The sequence below is a fragment of the Thermococcus sp. 4557 genome, assembly GCF_000221185.1.
In the GTDB taxonomy this organism is placed as follows: Archaea; Methanobacteriota_B; Thermococci; order Thermococcales; family Thermococcaceae; genus Thermococcus.
This window is the reverse complement of the sequence record NC_015865.1, coordinates 1,934,422-1,950,262: the sequence shown is the minus strand read 5'-3', so window position 1 is coordinate 1,950,262 and position 15,841 is coordinate 1,934,422. Positions and strand designations below refer to the sequence as shown.

Genomic DNA, 15,841 nt, shown 5'->3' with positions numbered 1-15,841 from the left:
CCCCACATTTCTTAGGTGTTAGTCACTGAGGGTGATACATATGGGGCTCCTGGACGAGGCAAGGAAGCTTTCGGTGTACACGGCCTACAACACGAACGTCGATGCGATAACCTTTCTGAAAGGGGATATAGTGCAGAGGCTCATAGACGAGTTTGGGGCCGAAGCGGTCAGGAAGCGAATGGATGACTATCCCAGAGAGATAAACGAGCCCTTGGACTTCGTTGCCAGGCTGGTACACGCTCTCAAGACAGGCAAGCCGATGGCGGTGCCCCTCGTCAACGAGGAGCTCCACGCGTGGTTTGACTCCCACTTCAAATACGACGTTGAGAGGATGGGCGGTCAGGCCGGAATCATAGCCAATCTCCTGGCGAATCTGGACTTCAAGCGGGTGCTGGTTTACACCCCCCACCTCGCGAGGAAGCAGGCCAAGATGTTCATGGACAGGCCCAACCTTGCATACCCAGTCGTCGAGGACGGCAGGTTGGCCTTCAAACACCCACGCGAGGCCTACAGGGAGGGCGACCCGATAAAGGTCAACCGCATCTTCGAGTTCCGCGCGGGAACGACCTTCAGGCTCGGAAACGAGACGATACAGGTTCCATTCTCGGGCAGGTTCATCGTCTCGGCCCGCTTCGAGAGCATAAGGATTTACACCGACCCCGAGCTGAAGCCGTTTCTGCCGGAGATAGGCCTCCAGGTTGATGGAGCCATTCTGTCTGGCTACCAGGGGATAAAGCTCCGCTATTCAGACGGGAAGGACGCGAACCACTACCTCAGGGAGGCCAAAAAGGACATACTCCTGCTCAAGCGCGAGAAGGACGTTAAGGTTCACCTGGAGTTCGCCTCGATACAGAACCGCGAGCTCAGGAAGAAGGTCATCTACAATCTCTTCCCGCTCGTTGACAGCGTTGGCATGGACGAGGCGGAGATAGCCCACGTCCTCAACGCCCTCGGCTACTCCAAGCTCTCGGACAGGATTTTCACATACAACCGCATCGAGGACACGGTTCTCGGCGGAAAAATCCTCATAGACGAGATGAACCTCGAGGTGCTCCAGATACACACGATTTACTACATCATGTACATCACCCACTCCGACAACCCGCTGAGCGAGGACGAGCTGAGGAGCAGTCTTGAGCTCGCAACAACCCTGGCCGCTGCCCGCGCGTCCCTCGGGGAAATCCGCTCGCCGGAGGACTTCAAAGTGGGCACCAGCGTACCGTACAACGAGCGCGGGGAGTACGTCAAACTGCGCTTCGAGGAGGCGAAGAGGCGCCTGAGAACCAGGGAGTACAAGGTCGTCATAATCCCGACGAGGCTCGTCAGGAACCCGGTCTCAACGGTGGGCCTGGGCGACACAATCTCCGCCGGGGCCTTCACGAGCTACCTCGCGATGCTGAGGAAGAAGGGGGCGCTTTGAACGTTCAATATTTTTGGTACGGTACAGCGTACCAAATGCTTTTAAAGATTGGTACAGTATATCGTACCATGAAGTCTGAGGACATCAAACGCTATATCCGCCTTTTCCATGAGAGGGATTTACCACAGGTTGTGAAAAGGGAGCTAGAGCCCTCTCTGAACAAGGGGAAGGCAACGGTGATAATTGGTCCAAGACGCTCCGGGAAGACGTATCTCCTTTATTCCATAGTTGGAGATGAAAGGGAACGCTACGTTTACCTGAACTTTGAGAACCCCCTCCTGTTCGGGATAACTGGACGGGACTTTCCTGGAGTTGTTGATGCGTACTTTGACCTCTATCCTGAGAACGTTGGGGGCGAGGTCTTCTTCCTTCTCGACGAGATTCAGAACGTCCCCAACTGGGAAATCGGCGTAAGGTATCTCCTTGACGAGGATTTCATGGTTGCGGTTACGGGTTCGTCCTCACGGCTGCTTTCAAGGGAGGTTGCGACCCAGCTGAGAGGACGCGGAATTTCATACACACTCCTCCCCCTCTCGTTTCGGGAGTTCCTCCGATTTAGGGGGGTGGACTTTAAAAAGCGCGACCTCTACGGCAGAAAGGTACATGTGATAAAAAATCTTCTGGATGAATACTTAAGATACGGCGCCTTCCCTGAGGTGGCCCTGCTCGGCGATAAGGTTAGAATACTTGAAGAGTACCTTTCGGTGATGATAACGAAGGACGTCGTAGAGAGGCACGGGATAAGGAACGTGGCCCTGATTGAGGCCCTTGTCAAGCTTCTGCTTTCGAACTACGCGAAGTACACCTCGTACAGCTCAATCCACCGCTTCCTCAAGTCCGAGTTTGGAACATCAAAAACGACGGTCCTCGAATACCTCAGAGCACTTGAAGACTCATTCTTCGTCTTCTTCCTTCCGAAGTTTGCCCGCTCCGAAAAAGAGTCCCTCAGAGCCCCCAAGAAGGTTTACCTCATCGATACCGGCCTGGCCCTTTTTTCAAAAAAGGACCCCGCAAGGGATATTGAAAACGCCGTGTTCCTTGAGCTTCTCAGAAGGAAGCACTATCTGAACCCGCTTCTCAACATTTACTACTACGGTGGTTCCGGCGAGAAGGAGGTTGATTTCGTCGTCTCGGAGTCGGGAAAGACTGTGGAACTGATTCAGGTGACCTTAAGCCTCAAGGATGCACGGGAGCGGGAGCTATCTGCCATCGTTAGAGCCGGCAAAAATCTCGGCTGCGAGAATCTCACGGTTGTGACACTCGAGGAGGAGGAAACCATTGAAATGGATGGCCGCAGAATAAACGTTGTCCCGCTCTGGAAGTTCCTGCTCGGGCTCACTCCATCAGCCCCTCTATCAGCCTCGCCTTCTCCTGCGCCTTTCTGAGGTGCTCGACGGTAACCTTGGTGTAAATCTGCGTCGTTGAGAGGTTCGAGTGGCCGAGGAGCTCCTGGATGGCCCTTATATCGACGCCGTTTTCGAGCATGTGGGTCGCGAAGCTGTGGCGGAGCTTGTGGGGCGTGACCTCAACGCCGGCCCTGACACCGTAGCGCTTCAGGAGGTACCACACGGTTTTGGTGGAGAGCCTGTCCTTTTCTCTCCTTCTCTCCTCGACGAGGAGGTACTCGCTGTCGTCGGAGCGCGTTTCGAGGTATGCCCGTATCTCCTTTGCAAGGAACTCCGGAATGGGTATGACGCGGTCCTTGGCACCCTTGCCTCCCCGAACCACGATGGTGGAGCGCTCCAGGTCAACGTCGCGCCTCTTGAGGTTGCACAGCTCGCTGACGCGCAGACCTGCGCCGTAGAGGAGGAGAACTATAAGCCTATCGCGCTTTTTTGTCGGCGGAATAACCGAGAGAAGCCTCTTAACCTCCTCGCGCGTCAGAGCCTTCGGGAGACTCCTGGGGACCTTCGGGGGCTTGAGCTTCTCGGCCTCTTCATCGTAGCCCTCGAAGCGGAAGTAGGAGCGCAGGGCCTGAACCACGAGGTTGAGGCTCCTGTTGGAGTAACCTTCCTTCCTAAGCCTGGCGAGAAAACGGAGGGCGGAGCGGGCGTTTGGGGAGCCGCCCCACTCCAGATACCGGCGCACGTAGTAGGAGTACATCCTAATCGTGTTAGGGCTCTTCCCCTCGAGGTCGAGGTAGGTCTCGTACTCCTCTATCAGCTCGGGGACTTCCATATCACAGGCCCTTCAGGAGGTTTTCAAGCTCCTCAGGCTTCACTTCCGCACTCTCGGCAACCTCTTCCTCCCCGGCTGGCTCGGCCCGTGCGGGGGGCTCTTCCTTTGGAGGCTCCGGCCGGGGCGGCTTTGGCTCCGGCTCCTCCCGGATGGCTATGCTGAGGTAGACGGTTCTGAGGAGTTCGTCCACAAGAGACCTGTCCTCGGCGAAGATGTATCCCTGACCCACTATGACCCTGCCGGTAAGTCCGAGCTTCTCAACGGCCGTTCCAATGTACGCCTCGTCCGGAACCGGCTCGGCAGGGAAGAGGGACTTCCAGGCCTCCTCAACGCGATAAACGTTCTTACTGTTCTCAAGAAGGGCTTTAAGACCCGAGTTCTCCTCGGCGAGCTTTTCACTCTCTGCCTTCAACTCGTCGTAGGCCTTTCTCAGAGCCTCGTACTCGCCGTGAAGGCGCTTGTATTCATCCGTGAGACCATCGTAGCGGCCCTTGAGGTCGAGGAGCTGGTTCCTGAGCGCCATGTACTCCGGGAGTATCTGGAGGCTCTTGAGACCGGCGCGGACGAGGGTGTTCTTGAGCTCCTTCCTGACGAGCTCAACGTCAACGTGCTCGAGATCGTGGCCGAGGGGGAGCTTCATCCTTTCAACGTGCCCGACCATCTCCCCCAGCTCGCTGAAGAGCCTCTCGGCCAGGTCCCTTCCGACCCTGTCGGCGTCGGTCGCTATGATGAGGAGGTCAGCGCCCGCGGCGGCGCTCTTCGCTATCTCTACGTTGGTCGTCGGGATTATCGCGGAAATCGTGATGTTGTACTCGCTTCCCAAAGCCAAGCCCTGAAGGGCCTTACTTACAACCTCAACGTCGCTCGCACCTTCCACGAGGATTCTAACATCGACTATGGCCATACGCATCACCTGACTTTCTCTCCCCCTACGGGTTTAAAACGCTTCCGTGCTCCGTGACGAGCCCGAAAGGTCACCCTTATAAGCGGAAGGGCCGTAACATGATAGGGGGACGGCATGGTCGACCTCGGCACCGCCGCTGGGCTCGTTATATCCATTCTGTACCTAATCTGGCTGTTCGCGGGGATAGTCATATACCCCATTTTCCTGTACTACGTGATTCTCACGATGGCCGGGTTGAGGTACAACTCCCGCTTCAAGCAGTCCCCGATACCGCCGGACGATGCCCTGCCCTCCGTCACCATCCTCATCCCCGCCCGGAACGAGGCCGTGGTGATAAAGGACACGCTCCGGGCGATGGCAAACCTCGAATATCCCAAAGATAAACTGGAGGTTCTCCTCCTGGACGACGGCTCCACGGACGACACGGTGAGGATAGCCGAGGAAGTCGCTAGGGAGTACCCGTTCATCAGGGTAGTCCGCGTTGAGGGCGGCGGCAGGGGGAAGAGCTACGTCCTGAACTACGGCCTCAAACTGGCAAGGGGTGAAGTTATAGCCGTCTACGACGCGGACAACCGGCCGGAGCCGGGCGCTCTTAAGATGCTCGTCTCGATGCTGGACGATGAGACGCCGGCAGTCACAGGCAAGGTGAGAACCATAAACTGGAACAGGAACATCCTCACAAGGTTCATATGCATGGAGTACCTCTACTTCCAGCTGGCCGGCCAGAGCGGAAAGAGCAAACTCTACAAAACCGCTGTGCTCCCGGGAACGAACTTCGTAATCAGGAGAGACCTGCTCGAAGAGCTCGGCGGCTGGGACGAAGAAGCCCTAGCTGAGGATCTGGAGCTGTCATTCAGGATAATGGCCATGGGTAAGAGAATAGCCTACAATCCACTCGCCATCACCTGGGAGCAGGAGCCCGAGAGCTGGCGCGTGTGGTTCAGGCAGAGGACGCGCTGGGCGGCCGGAAACGTCTACACCGTGAGGGAGCACATAAAGAGGTTCCGCGAGATTCCCGGATGGGGCCTGCGCTTTGACCTGCTCCTCACGCTGATGGTGTACTACCTCCTGGCGATAGCCGTCATAGTGGCGGACGTGGCCTTCATAGCGCTCCTGGTAACCTTCGGAAACATCACGTGGTTCACAGGGGCCATCCTGAGCTTCGTCTATCTATCATTCCTGCTGGAGATATTCGCCGGCCTCTACGACGGGAAGATAAGGAGCGTTGGCTGCTGGCTCCTTGCGCTGCTCATGTACTACACCTACTCCCAGATATGGATATTCATCTCACTGGCCGGCCTGTGGGAGGCTGGAAAGGCCAAGAAGGTGTGGTACAAGACCCCGCGGACGGCGGTTTAGAGCTCGATTTCAAGACTCGGCCTCTCAAGAACGACCCTCCCATCTGGCAGAAGGGATATGCCCAGCGCGTGGATTTCAACGCCTACCTTGTCCGCCTCTCTAAGGAGCCTCGCTATCTCCGAGTCGCCCCTCCCGTAGGGCCTGAACTTTTCAACGCCCGGCATCGCGCCGATGAAGAAGATCATGGCTTTCTTCCCAGCTTTCGAGAGCTCTATAAGCTCCCTGATGTGCTTCCGCCCCCTGACGCTCGGACAGTCCGGATACATCGCGTACTCCCCTCTTTCACCCCCTCGCAGGACGGCGCTCTTCATCTCGGCGTAGACCTCGCCCTCGGGGCATTCAAAGAGGTAATCGAGGCGCGATTTGCCGACCGCGATTTCCTTCCGCTTTATCCGGCAGCCGCTCAGCCAGGGTACCAAACCAAGCTCCACCGCCTGCTCGAAGGCTTTGGCCTGGGTTCTGGTGTCTATCACCGCTCCTTTTCCTCCATGGTCATCGAAGGCAACCAGAACGAAGTCCGTCTTTCCGCCGGTCTTGGGCGTGCAGAAGGCCTTCCTGCCCGGAACCATGAACTCCTCCAATCGGCCGGTGTTGGTCACCAGGGCTCTCCTCTCCTCACCATCAACCTCGACCAGCGCCACGAAGCGGTTGAGCCTTTTGCGGAAGATGCAGGGGACCACACTGAGCTTCAGCAGGGTCGTCATTTTCAATCCCGAACCTCCTCCGGGGGAGGGCTTTTAACGATAGCGCCGTATCGGACACGGTGGGAACATGCTCCCCGAGGAGTTCATCAGATACGCGTTCGAGGAAAGGGTCGAGGGAATAAAGCACCTCCTGAACGGAAAGTTTGGCCCGGAGGTTCTGATAAGCTTCACACGGCACAACGCGGCGATAATCACCTGCGGGCCCGCCGGCGTGAACGGTTCTATTAAAGGCGTGGGCTTCATACACAGGGAGGAACTTCTCGCCGAGACCATCGAAAAGATGAGGGAGGAACTCAGGAGGCCCTACAACCCACTAAACGCGGGCAGGTTTCTCCTGGAGGAAATCTACGTGAGGGAAAGGATAGACTTCACGAAACTGGTGTCCCTCGAGCTCGCCAGAAAGCACACCTGGAAAAACCTAACCGAGGGAAGGAAGGAGGCAACGGTGCTCTTCTTCACCCCGCCCAGCACCTCCTACGAGGTCAGATGCGACGTGGAGATACATGAGGATGGCCCCGTGTGGGAGTACACCAACGCCCTCCACGACATCTTCCACAGGCCAAAAAAGCCACGGGACTGGAGCAGAACGCCGGCGTATCTCTTCAAGATCCGTGAGATATACGACAACGGCGAGGATAAAATGGGGGTTAAGATTTACCCATGAGTCAACTGGGTGTGAACCCCACCTAAAACCTTAAATATCCCAGCCATGAGCATTTAGATGGAAATCTAAACGAAGGGGGTGTTGTGATGGTTGACTACGAGCTTCTCAAAAGGATTATAGAGGCGCCGGGCGTTTCCGGCTACGAGTTCCTCGGCGTCAGGGACGTTGTTATCGAGGCCTTTAAGCCCTACGTCGACGAGATAACCGTCGACAAGCTCGGCAACGTTATCGCCCACAAGAAGGGCAAGGGCCCGAAGGTCATGCTCGCTGGACATATGGACCAGATTGGCCTCATGGTGACCCACATCGAGAAGAACGGATTCCTCCGCGTTGCACCGGTTGGCGGTGTTGACCCGAGGACGCTCATCGCCCAGCGCTTCAAGGTCTGGATCGGCCCGAACGAGTTCGTCTACGGCGTCGGTGGAAGCGTTCCGCCGCACATCCAGAAGCCGGAGCAGAGGAGCAAGGCCCCGACCTGGGACCAGGTCTTCATAGACATAGGCGCCGAGAGCAAGGAAGAGGCCGAGGAGATGGGCGTTAGGATAGGCACCGTCATCACCTGGGACGGAAGGCTCGAGAGGCTCGGAAAGCACCGCCTCGTCAGCATAGCCCACGACGACAGGATAGCGGTTTACATCCTCGTCGAGGCCGCGAGGCAGCTGGCCGAGACTGACGCAGATGTCTACTTCGTCGCGACCGTTCAGGAGGAGGTCGGCCTCCGCGGTGCGAAGGTCTCGTCCTTCGGCATAGACCCCGACTACGGCTTTGCCCTTGACGTCACCATAGCGGCCGACGTTCCGGGAACGCCGGAGCACAAGCAGATAACCCAGCTCGGAAAGGGCGTCGCGATTAAGATAATGGACCGCTCCGTCATCTGCCACCCGACCATCGTCCGCTGGATGGAGGAGCTCGCCAAGAAGCACGAGATTCCCTACCAGTGGGACATCCTCACCGGCGGCGGAACCGACGCGGGAGCGATACACCTCAACAAGGCCGGCGTTCCGAGCGGCGGAATAAGCATTCCAGCGCGCTACATTCACTCCAACACGGAGGTCGTTGACGAGCGCGACGTCGATGCGGCGGTTAAGCTGACCGTCAAGGTTCTTGAGGAGATTCCGGAGCTCAAGCTCTGAACCTTCCCCCTATTTTTCCTCGTTTTCATCGCCAAATTTAAAAACCCGTTCGAGTACATTCTGGGGACGAATGCACAAGGGTGCGCCCCATGGAGTCAAGGACGGCAGAGGTGCCCTTCTCGGCAGGGTGGGAAGCGCTTGTGGGGGTAGCTTCAAGGCCGGAGAGGGTTTTCTCGACGTTTCAGTATGAGGCCGGGGTAACCCAGAGGGGTGAGAAGGTTTTCGCCAGGTTTGCCATCAGGAAGTTTCTGCTCAGGTTCGAGTTTGAGGGAGTTCTGGAGTTCACGTTCAACAAACCCCACGTCACCTACGTCATCAAGGGGGATAAGGGGCTTCTGATACTCTCCTTCGCCGCCCTCGGGGAAAAGCTCGTGGCGAGGGCCTCGGCCGACATCCCCGGTGAGAGGATGATGGGAAGGAAGCTTGAGTTTCTGGCGAAGGGCTCCGGCACCGCCCTGGTCAGAATGGCGGAGAGTCACCACACGATAGCGGCCAGGGCCTTCGGCTCCCCCCGGAACTTCATAATAAGAAACTTTGAGCCTTTCCTAATGGCACACACGATAAGGTACGTCCGGTTCAATATCGGAAGCCCCTCGTTCACCCTCAGGGGCGAGAACGGAGGGGAGTGGTTCACGGTCACGGTGGAGAACGACATCGTGAGAAGGGTCGAGTACGGGTCTGATTCAGGGAGTTCAATCATCGAGGTGGAGAAGGGGATTCTAAACGTGGGGGCGGAGGATTTTGAGGGGATAGATGCGAGGGGAGAGTACGTCATCAGGATCAGGGAGTAGTCCCTTCGCTTTCTCCCGTCTCCGATGCCCCTTCGGAGGGCTCCTCGGGGGAATTCGAGCTTCGGGAGACCACGGGGATCGCAGACTCACTGGCGGCTTCCTCCCTCTTGGCGAGCTCTTTCTCGAACCGGTTCCACTCGTACCAGAAGAACAGAATCCCAAGAATTACCCCGATGATGATGAACGGGAATCTGGAAGGCAGCGGGAGACCACGGTGCCACCGATAGAGCAGGTAGTTCTGATAGAGGAACAGGTATCCCAGCCACGTCACCACGAGGGCCTCAACCGCGTATTCGATGAACCTGCCCGTCTTCTCGTCCATTACTGTCACCTGGGGAAAAGTTAAAAGCGAGCCGTTAAAACTCTTTCCCATGACCGACTACTTTCCATACAAAAACCTGCGACCGAACCAGCGCGATTTCATAGAACTGGTCTCAAAGGCAGTTGAAAACGGAGAGAACGTCATCATCGAGGCACCCACAGGATTCGGAAAGACCGTGAGCGTCCTGGCGGGAGTACTCCCCCACGCCAAGGAAATGGGCTACAAGGTGCTCTACCTGGCCAGAACACACAGGCAGATGGACAGGGTCATAGAGGAGCTGAAGGCAATAAGCAGGAAGAGCCCCGTTTCCGGCGTTGAGCTCAGGAGCAGGAAGGACCTCTGCCTGCACACGTACCTCACCCAGTTCACGAGCGACGCATACACCGCAATGGTCGTCTGCAAGAACCTCAAGAAGATGGGCAAGTGCGAGTTCTACGAGAACGAAAAGAAGAAAAAGGCGGAGTTCGACGAGCTGGTGCGCTTCTTCCTCGGGGAGCCGAGTCACCCCGCGGAGATACTCGACTACTCCCAGACCCTGGAGCTGTGCCCCTACGATTTAACCAAGAGGATAGCGGAGAAGGCCGACGTGATAGTCGCCAGCTACCTCTATCTCCTCAGCCCCACCATACGTGAGAACTTCATAAGCTCCCTGGACCTCGATTACTCCGACATGATAGTCGTCTTTGACGAGGCCCACAACCTTCCGGATCAGGCGATTTCGGCACTCAGCGATAAAATAAGCATAAACACAATTAACAGGGCAATAAAAGAGGCCGACGAATACAACGAGCACGAGATAGCAAACTTCCTGAGCATCCTGGGCCGGGGACTGGAGATACTGTTCCAGGAGAAGCTTGGGAGCAAGGACATCCAGGAGACCCCGATCCAGCCGGAGCTGGTGTTCTCTCACGTTGTCGAGGTTCTTGGATTGGACACGAGGTGGCTCGTCAAGACACTCAACGACATGGTGGCGGTCGGGGATTCGATAAGGGAGGACAGAATAGAGAAGGGCAAGCCGCCCCGCTCCTACATCGGCCGCGTCGGCGAGTTCCTTCTCCTGTGGCTCTCCCTCATCGGAAGGGAGGACTACCTGTTCCTCATGAGCAGGGACAGGGGCCTGAGCCTCGAGCTCGTTGCCCTCGACCCATCCAAGGCCCTGAGCTTCATAAAGGACGTCCAGAGCGCGATATTCATGTCCGGAACTCTCACCCCGCTTGAGGCCTTCCGCGATGTCATGGGCGTGGAGAACGCCCGCCTGAAGAAGTTCCCGAGGATGGTAAAGCGCGAGAACGCCCAGGTTCTGGTGGCCAAAGACGTCTCGACTAGGGGCGATGAGCGCTCGCTCCAGGTTTACAGGAAGATGGTGGACTACATAGTGGAAGCGGCGAGGATAATCCCGAAGAACGTCGGGGTTTTCGCGGCATCCTACGAGGTTCTCCAGGGCCTTCTATCGGCGAACCTCCAGGTTAGGCTGGAGGAGACGGGAAAAGCGGTCTTCATCGAGAAGCAGGGTGTCTCTTCGGCCGAGAACGACCTCATGGTCGCCCAGTTCAAGGCCCACGCGAGGGGCAACGGGGCGGTCCTGCTCGGCGTGATGGGCGGCAGGAACAGCGAGGGACAGGACTACAGCGGGGATGAAATGAACGGCGTGGTGCTCGTCGGAATCCCCTACGCGAGGCCAACGCCGAGGGTTCAGGCCAGGATAAGGTACTTCGAACGCAAGTTCCCGGAGAAGGGCAGGTACTACGGCTACTACCTGCCGGCTCACAGAAAGCTCGTCCAGGCGGCGGGAAGGGTGCACCGTTCGGCGGAGGAGAAGGGTTCAATAGTGGTCCTCGACTACCGCCTGCTCTGGAGAGGGATAAAGAAAGACCTGCCGGACTGGATGGTGGAAACGGTGAGACCCGTTGATCTGGGGAGGATGAGACTCTACCTCAAGAGGTTCTGGGAAAATGGCGAAAGATTTAAAAAGGCCCCCCGAAAGGTATAACCCGAGCGCTCGGGCAGTGCCGGGGTAGCTTAGCCTGGTCAGAGCGCTCGGCTCATAGGGCCGCTCCCCTTCGGGGGAGCCTGAGAAACCGAGAGGTCCGGGGTTCAAAGCCCCGCCCCGGCACCATTCAAACTTCGCCTTCGCGAAGTTTGATCAAGGTTCGTGATTCTCTTCTAAGGTGCTTCTCTGGGAGGGTTTGCCTCTTTGAGTGTGGTTTTTATTGAGGAATTCCTTGTTCAAGTTGCTTTGTTTGAGTGGGTTTACTTTCCCCGCGCTCCGTTGGAGCGCTTTAGGAGTTTAAACCCACGTTTCAGGAGCTCTGAGAGTGAATTCCTGCTTGAAAATGATAGTTTGGTAGTGCAAACTCCCCCCAACTGCACTTTAAGGAAGAATCACAAACTTTGATGAAACTTTGCCTGCGCAAAGTTTCTTTGGTGAAGATTTTCCAAAAGCTTCAGCGTTGACAGAAGATCACGTGCGATTCTAAAAATATTCCCGAATTTACTCCCCAACTACCGTCCACAGCGTTTTACTATCTAGGGATTAAACTGGTCACTGGGGAGTTATGACCCTCGGACATTCATAAAATTGAAAAAACGGGACGTCACCACCCGTACCCATACATCCTCGCCATCAGGTGTCTCTTAATCCGTTTGCCGTAGTAGTAGCCAATGGCCATTCCGACGACGAGCCCGCCGAGGTGGGCGTAGATGTTAACGCTCGGCAGGAGGCTGTTTATCAGGAAGAGCACGAAGGCGTTTATTAACGCCCCCTGCATGTTGCCACCGACGACTCCGGTTATGAGTATCAGCGCCCCGACTATGCCGAAGAGCGCCCCACTCGCGCCGGCGCTGACCGAGTTAAGGGGCAACAGGAGAAGCGTCAGAAGGTTCCCGGCAAGGCCCGAGACGAGGTAAACCATGACGAGCCTCTTCGGCCCGAGTATGCCCTCGAGCTGCCTGCCCATCATCAGGAGGAAGTACATGTTGAAGCCTATGTGGAGTATGCCGACGTGCACGAACATCGCGCTGAGGAGCTGCCACCAGTAGTTGAGGTAAAGAACCGCGTAGTTCCACTGGCCGAGCCTTGCCAAGACCTCGATGCCTATGCTGAGCGGGTTTCCGCTGAGGATTACCTCGATCACATAAACAGCCACGTTTATCAGGAACAGCGTGAACGTCGCCTTTCCGTAGCGGTAGAAATATCTCTCAACGCCCATTTTCCAGCTCCTCCATTATCATGTCGAGCAGGTAGCGGTCGTTCACGGCTATTATGTTCGTCTGTTCGGTCGCGCTCAGGTGTATCTCCAGCTCCCTACCGGTCTCGTCGGTCACGATGGCCCCCGCCTCCTTCGCTATCAGCGCACCGGCGGCTATATCCGTCGGGCGGACGTAGTTCCGGATATCCAGAACGCCATCGAGGGCCCCCTTTGCCAGGTAGGTAAGCTCAACGGCTATCGCCCCGAGGACGCGAACGCGTTTGACCCTCTTTATCAGTCCGGTACACCTTCCGCGCGTGTAGAAGCTCAGGGCCTCTTTCCCGCGCTCTGGCTTCCTGACCGTTATCCGCCTGCCGTTCATGAACGCACCCTTTCCCGGCACAGCTTCGTAGAAGTGCTTCGGCACGAATTCGTAGATGGCCCCGTAAACTGGCTTTTTCCCCTTGAAAACCGCAAAGCTGAAGGCGAATATCGGTATTCCCGCGGCGAAGTTGTAGGAACCGTCTATGGGATCAACCACAACGGTATAGTCGCTCCCGTTGTCTATGAAGCCTATCTCCTCGCTCACCAGGTTGACGCCCAGAGGCTCGAGACGGCCGATGACCACGTCCTCCGCGACCTTGTCAACGTATTTCGTCACGTCCCCGCTCACGTTCGTCCCCACGGTCTTCCCTGCCTCGGGGGTTCCGAAGAGGGGCATCACAACCTTCTCAACCTCTCGAGCCATCTCAAGGGCCACTTCGTTCCACGCTATCTCCATCTCAACCACCCATCAGCATTATCAGCAGGTTTCTCGTTCCCGGCCCGAAGCCGAGGATGAACACCGTCAGCTTCACGAAGTTTATCAGATCCGGGTCCTCGTCCGCCATCCACCTGTCGAGTATCCAGACCACCGGAAGGAGAATGAGGAACTTTTCAAGGTACATGACCGCCGCCGTTCCGAAGGCATCTATGAGCCACCTCGCGAGAACGTGCTGCTCCCAGTAGCCAAGGAACTGAATTCCAACGAACGTGGTGGTCGCGTCGTAGAAATGGGTGTAGAAGAGGGCGCTGTTGTCGTCGATAACCTTGACCTTCTTCGCGAGCAGCCATACCGCCCCCTCCGCTATAACCAGGGCGGGGATGAAGTACTTGAAAACCTCCCAGTTGAAGCTGACCTTGTCGAGGTTTATGGCGAGCAGGAAGAGCAGTCCCCCCACCAGCACCCAGCCGAAGTCACGGTAGAGCGGGTAGAGCCTCTCGCCCGGCCCGACGTGCCTCCAGACAATGTACAGGGAGGCTATCGCAAAGGCCGCTATGACAAAGTAGCCGCCGGGGCTCACGGTAAGGTACGTTCTGGGGAGGACTCCAACGTCCGTCATGCTCCTCATCAGCGGTCCAAGAATTATATACGGAATGAGCGCCTTGAAGAAGCGGCCATCAACCCGGATTTCCATTCGCTTGAGCATCCTGTACAGCAGCAGGACCGCTATGCCCAGGATTATGGCGTAGACAACCGTATTCACGGGGTTGTAACCCTGGTTCTCCTGTATGGGCCTGATGAAGTACTCGTAAAAGAACTCGTAGAGCCCCATTTGACCACCGTAGAGGGTTGTTCCGATAGCCTTAAAGCTTTTCCCACCTTATGATTAGGGGTGGTGAGAAAAGTGCACCTGATGCAGCTCCCGCGGGAGGTTTTGCTCGGCGAGGATCTCAAGGGAGAAGTTGTGAACGTCGCGGAGAGGCTCGGTCTGGGAAGAAAAGCGCTCGTGCTCTACGGGAAACACACAAAAAAGATAGCGGGCAGAGAGGTCGAGGAGAACCTCTCGGGGGAGTACGAGGTGGATGGCCTCACCGTTAAAGGCGCGACGATGGAGGAGGTAAACCGGACCCTCGATGAAATCCGGGACGGCGGATTTGACTGGCTCATAGCCGTCGGCGGCGGGAGTATAATCGACGTCGCCAAGCTCGCCTCTTTCAAAGCGGGAGTTCCCTTCATCAGCTTTCCAACCACCGCCTCGCACGACGGCATAGCGAGCGCCAACGCTTCGATAAAGGACATCGGAGCAAAGACTTCGGTTAAAGCGGTGCCCCCCATAGCCGTCGTGGCGGACGTCGAGGTCATAAAAACCGCCCCCTACCGCTACCTAGCCGCTGGAGTGGGGGACATGATAAGCAATCTGACCGCTGTGAAGGACTGGCAGCTAGCCCACAGGATAAAGGGCGAGTACTACAGCGAGTACGCGGCCTCGCTGAGCCTGATGAGCGCCAAGATGGTGATAAAAAACGCGGACATAATACGCCTCGGCAATGAGGAGAGTGTGAGGAAGGTTGTGAAGGGTCTCATCTCGTGCGGTGTGGCCATGAGCATAGCGGGCTCTTCGAGACCTGCAAGCGGCGCGGAGCACCTCTTCAGCCACGCTCTCGATGCCATAGCGCCGAAACCGGCCCTGCACGGCGAGCAGGTCGGCGTTGGGACGATAATAATGGCCTACCTCCATGGGCTTAAGTGGGAGAGGATTAGGGAAACCTTAAAGAAGGTCGGGGCGCCAACTAACGCATACGAGCTTGGGATCGACCCGGAGTACATAATCGAGGCCCTCACGATTGCCCACACGATAAGGCCCGAGAGGTATACGATCCTCGGGAAGGACGGTCTCACGCGAGAGGCAGCCGAGAAGGCCGCTAAAATCACCGGAGTCATCTGAAGATCACCGCTTCACAAAACGGAGGTGTTTGGAATGGCAATAATCACGTTAGTTGGGGAAAAGCTGGCAAGACCCGGGGTTGAATTCATATATTACGGCCCGGCAGAACCGTGCAAGACGTGCAAGCTCGCAGGAGTCTGCGTCGGAAACCTCGAACCCGGCAGGAGATACAAAATCCTCCGCGTTAGGAGCATGCCCTCACACTCCTGTCCGCTTCACGAGGGCAAGGTTCGCGTCGTCGAGGTCGTCGAGCCCAGCATCGAAGTAGCGATAGAGCCCAGGCTGGCGATAGCGGGCTCGGTAATAAAGCTCAAGTTCGAGGAGTGCAACGACCCAGAGAAGGCAGAGCTTTTCAGCCCCGAGGGCCTCTTCGAGGGCGACCACGTAAAGATAATAGAAATCCTCGGCGACGTCGAGTGCAACGGCAAGACCTACAAGCACGTCAAGGTCATGCGCAAGAAGGACTGACC

16 protein-coding genes and 1 tRNA gene are annotated in these 15,841 nt (G+C 56.9%); 10 read left to right on the top strand and 7 right to left on the bottom strand.

Translation table 11 applies throughout. The features are described from left to right. Window positions 1–40 precede the first annotated feature (40 nt). Both pfkC and GQS_RS10415 read left to right on the top strand, forming a co-directional pair. Window positions 41–1,420: an ADP-specific phosphofructokinase gene (gene pfkC / locus GQS_RS10420; RefSeq protein WP_014013655.1), complete on the top strand. Its 1,380-nt coding sequence runs from the start codon at window positions 41–43 to the stop codon at window positions 1,418–1,420. Next, a complete protein-coding gene (locus GQS_RS10415) occupies window positions 1,417–2,805 on the top strand; it encodes an ATP-binding protein (protein ID WP_238515774.1) in 1,389 nt (462 codons plus the stop codon). Before pfkC ends, GQS_RS10415 begins: the two co-directional genes overlap by 4 nt. On the opposite strand, the gene xerA is transcribed toward GQS_RS10415, so the two are convergent. Both xerA and GQS_RS10405 read right to left on the bottom strand, forming a co-directional pair. Beyond that, window positions 2,756–3,598 (bottom strand): site-specific tyrosine recombinase/integron integrase, encoded by an 843-nt coding sequence (gene xerA / locus GQS_RS10410; RefSeq protein WP_014013653.1) that lies wholly within the window; start codon window positions 3,596–3,598, stop codon window positions 2,756–2,758. The two genes, GQS_RS10415 and xerA, sit on opposite strands and share 50 nt — an antisense overlap. 1 nt (window position 3,599) lies before the next feature. After that, complete coding sequence (locus GQS_RS10405; RefSeq protein ID WP_014013652.1) at window positions 3,600–4,502, bottom strand: toprim domain-containing protein; 903 nt, start codon at window positions 4,500–4,502, stop codon at window positions 3,600–3,602. A gap of 114 nt (window positions 4,503–4,616) precedes the next feature. Between GQS_RS10405 and GQS_RS10400 the strand changes: the two genes are divergently transcribed. After that, entirely contained in the window at window positions 4,617–5,861 is a 1,245-nt protein-coding gene (locus tag GQS_RS10400) for a glycosyltransferase family 2 protein (protein WP_014013651.1), read from the top strand. Here the strand turns inward: GQS_RS10400 and sfsA are convergent. After that, window positions 5,858–6,565 (bottom strand): DNA/RNA nuclease SfsA, encoded by a 708-nt coding sequence (gene sfsA, locus GQS_RS10395; RefSeq protein WP_048056672.1) that lies wholly within the window; start codon window positions 6,563–6,565, stop codon window positions 5,858–5,860. The two genes, GQS_RS10400 and sfsA, sit on opposite strands and share 4 nt — an antisense overlap. 67 nt (window positions 6,566–6,632) lie before the next feature. On the opposite strand from sfsA, the gene GQS_RS10390 reads away from it, so the two are divergent. From GQS_RS10390 to GQS_RS10380, 3 genes are all read left to right on the top strand, one after another. After that, window positions 6,633–7,229, top strand: a complete 597-nt coding sequence (locus tag GQS_RS10390) for a hypothetical protein (protein ID WP_014013649.1) — start codon at window positions 6,633–6,635, stop codon at window positions 7,227–7,229. Between the two features lie 86 nt (window positions 7,230–7,315). Further along, the gene (locus GQS_RS10385) at window positions 7,316–8,362 is read left to right on the top strand and encodes a M42 family metallopeptidase (protein WP_014013648.1); all 1,047 of its coding nucleotides are present in this window, start codon (window positions 7,316–7,318) and stop codon (window positions 8,360–8,362) included. A gap of 89 nt (window positions 8,363–8,451) precedes the next feature. Further along, entirely contained in the window at window positions 8,452–9,153 is a 702-nt protein-coding gene (locus GQS_RS10380; RefSeq protein ID WP_014013647.1) for a hypothetical protein, read from the top strand. On the opposite strand, the gene GQS_RS10785 is transcribed toward GQS_RS10380, so the two are convergent. After that, window positions 9,143–9,475, bottom strand: a complete 333-nt coding sequence (locus GQS_RS10785) for a hypothetical protein (protein WP_014013646.1) — start codon at window positions 9,473–9,475, stop codon at window positions 9,143–9,145. The two genes, GQS_RS10380 and GQS_RS10785, sit on opposite strands and share 11 nt — an antisense overlap. 49 nt (window positions 9,476–9,524) lie before the next feature. Here GQS_RS10785 and GQS_RS10370 point away from each other — a divergent pair, with 49 nt between their 5' ends. Continuing rightward, window positions 9,525–11,465, top strand: a complete 1,941-nt coding sequence (locus GQS_RS10370) for a helicase C-terminal domain-containing protein (protein WP_048056587.1) — start codon at window positions 9,525–9,527, stop codon at window positions 11,463–11,465. Between the two features lie 18 nt (window positions 11,466–11,483). Then, window positions 11,484–11,591: transfer RNA gene (locus tag GQS_RS10365), tRNA-Met, on the top strand. Window positions 11,592–12,069: 478 nt separating this feature from the next. On the opposite strand, the gene GQS_RS10360 is transcribed toward GQS_RS10365, so the two are convergent. Genes GQS_RS10360 through GQS_RS10350 form a run of 3 tightly spaced genes read right to left on the bottom strand, consistent with a single transcriptional unit; the run spans window position 12,070 to window position 14,258 of the window. Further along, window positions 12,070–12,684 (bottom strand): rhomboid family intramembrane serine protease, encoded by a 615-nt coding sequence (locus GQS_RS10360; protein ID WP_014013644.1) that lies wholly within the window; start codon window positions 12,682–12,684, stop codon window positions 12,070–12,072. Then, window positions 12,674–13,444, bottom strand: coding sequence for a bifunctional fructose-bisphosphatase/inositol-phosphate phosphatase (locus tag GQS_RS10355; RefSeq protein WP_014013643.1), 771 nt, complete (start codon window positions 13,442–13,444; stop codon window positions 12,674–12,676). The genes GQS_RS10360 and GQS_RS10355 overlap by 11 nt, the downstream gene beginning before the upstream one ends. 1 nt (window position 13,445) lies before the next feature. Beyond that, the gene (locus tag GQS_RS10350) at window positions 13,446–14,258 is read right to left on the bottom strand and encodes a DUF63 family protein (RefSeq protein ID WP_014013642.1); all 813 of its coding nucleotides are present in this window, start codon (window positions 14,256–14,258) and stop codon (window positions 13,446–13,448) included. An 81-nt stretch (window positions 14,259–14,339) separates the two neighbouring features. On the opposite strand from GQS_RS10350, the gene GQS_RS10345 reads away from it, so the two are divergent. Then, the gene (locus tag GQS_RS10345) at window positions 14,340–15,371 is read left to right on the top strand and encodes an NAD(P)-dependent glycerol-1-phosphate dehydrogenase (RefSeq protein WP_193386153.1); all 1,032 of its coding nucleotides are present in this window, start codon (window positions 14,340–14,342) and stop codon (window positions 15,369–15,371) included. Window positions 15,372–15,404: 33 nt separating this feature from the next. Continuing rightward, window positions 15,405–15,839, top strand: a complete 435-nt coding sequence (locus tag GQS_RS10340) for a UPF0179 family protein (protein ID WP_014013640.1) — start codon at window positions 15,405–15,407, stop codon at window positions 15,837–15,839. Window positions 15,840–15,841 lie beyond the last annotated feature (2 nt).

What these genes read in the sequence shown, in the direction of transcription:
- pfkC (WP_014013655.1), top strand. Translation starts at nt 41, where the DNA reads ATGGGGCTCCTGGACGAGGCAAGGAAGCTTTCGGTGTACACGGCCTAC.
- xerA (WP_014013653.1), bottom strand. Translation starts at nt 3,598, where the DNA reads ATGGAAGTCCCCGAGCTGATAGAGGAGTACGAGACCTACCTCGACCTC.
- GQS_RS10405 (WP_014013652.1), bottom strand. Translation starts at nt 4,502, where the DNA reads ATGGCCATAGTCGATGTTAGAATCCTCGTGGAAGGTGCGAGCGACGTT.
- GQS_RS10400 (WP_014013651.1), top strand. Translation starts at nt 4,617, where the DNA reads ATGGTCGACCTCGGCACCGCCGCTGGGCTCGTTATATCCATTCTGTAC.
- sfsA (WP_048056672.1), bottom strand. Translation starts at nt 6,565, where the DNA reads ATGACGACCCTGCTGAAGCTCAGTGTGGTCCCCTGCATCTTCCGCAAA.
- GQS_RS10390 (WP_014013649.1), top strand. Translation starts at nt 6,633, where the DNA reads ATGCTCCCCGAGGAGTTCATCAGATACGCGTTCGAGGAAAGGGTCGAG.
- GQS_RS10385 (WP_014013648.1), top strand. Translation starts at nt 7,316, where the DNA reads ATGGTTGACTACGAGCTTCTCAAAAGGATTATAGAGGCGCCGGGCGTT.
- GQS_RS10380 (WP_014013647.1), top strand. Translation starts at nt 8,452, where the DNA reads ATGGAGTCAAGGACGGCAGAGGTGCCCTTCTCGGCAGGGTGGGAAGCG.
- GQS_RS10785 (WP_014013646.1), bottom strand. Translation starts at nt 9,475, where the DNA reads ATGGACGAGAAGACGGGCAGGTTCATCGAATACGCGGTTGAGGCCCTC.
- GQS_RS10370 (WP_048056587.1), top strand. Translation starts at nt 9,525, where the DNA reads ATGACCGACTACTTTCCATACAAAAACCTGCGACCGAACCAGCGCGAT.
- GQS_RS10360 (WP_014013644.1), bottom strand. Translation starts at nt 12,684, where the DNA reads ATGGGCGTTGAGAGATATTTCTACCGCTACGGAAAGGCGACGTTCACG.
- GQS_RS10355 (WP_014013643.1), bottom strand. Translation starts at nt 13,444, where the DNA reads ATGGAGATAGCGTGGAACGAAGTGGCCCTTGAGATGGCTCGAGAGGTT.
- GQS_RS10350 (WP_014013642.1), bottom strand. Translation starts at nt 14,258, where the DNA reads ATGGGGCTCTACGAGTTCTTTTACGAGTACTTCATCAGGCCCATACAG.
- GQS_RS10345 (WP_193386153.1), top strand. Translation starts at nt 14,340, where the DNA reads ATGCAGCTCCCGCGGGAGGTTTTGCTCGGCGAGGATCTCAAGGGAGAA.
- GQS_RS10340 (WP_014013640.1), top strand. Translation starts at nt 15,405, where the DNA reads ATGGCAATAATCACGTTAGTTGGGGAAAAGCTGGCAAGACCCGGGGTT.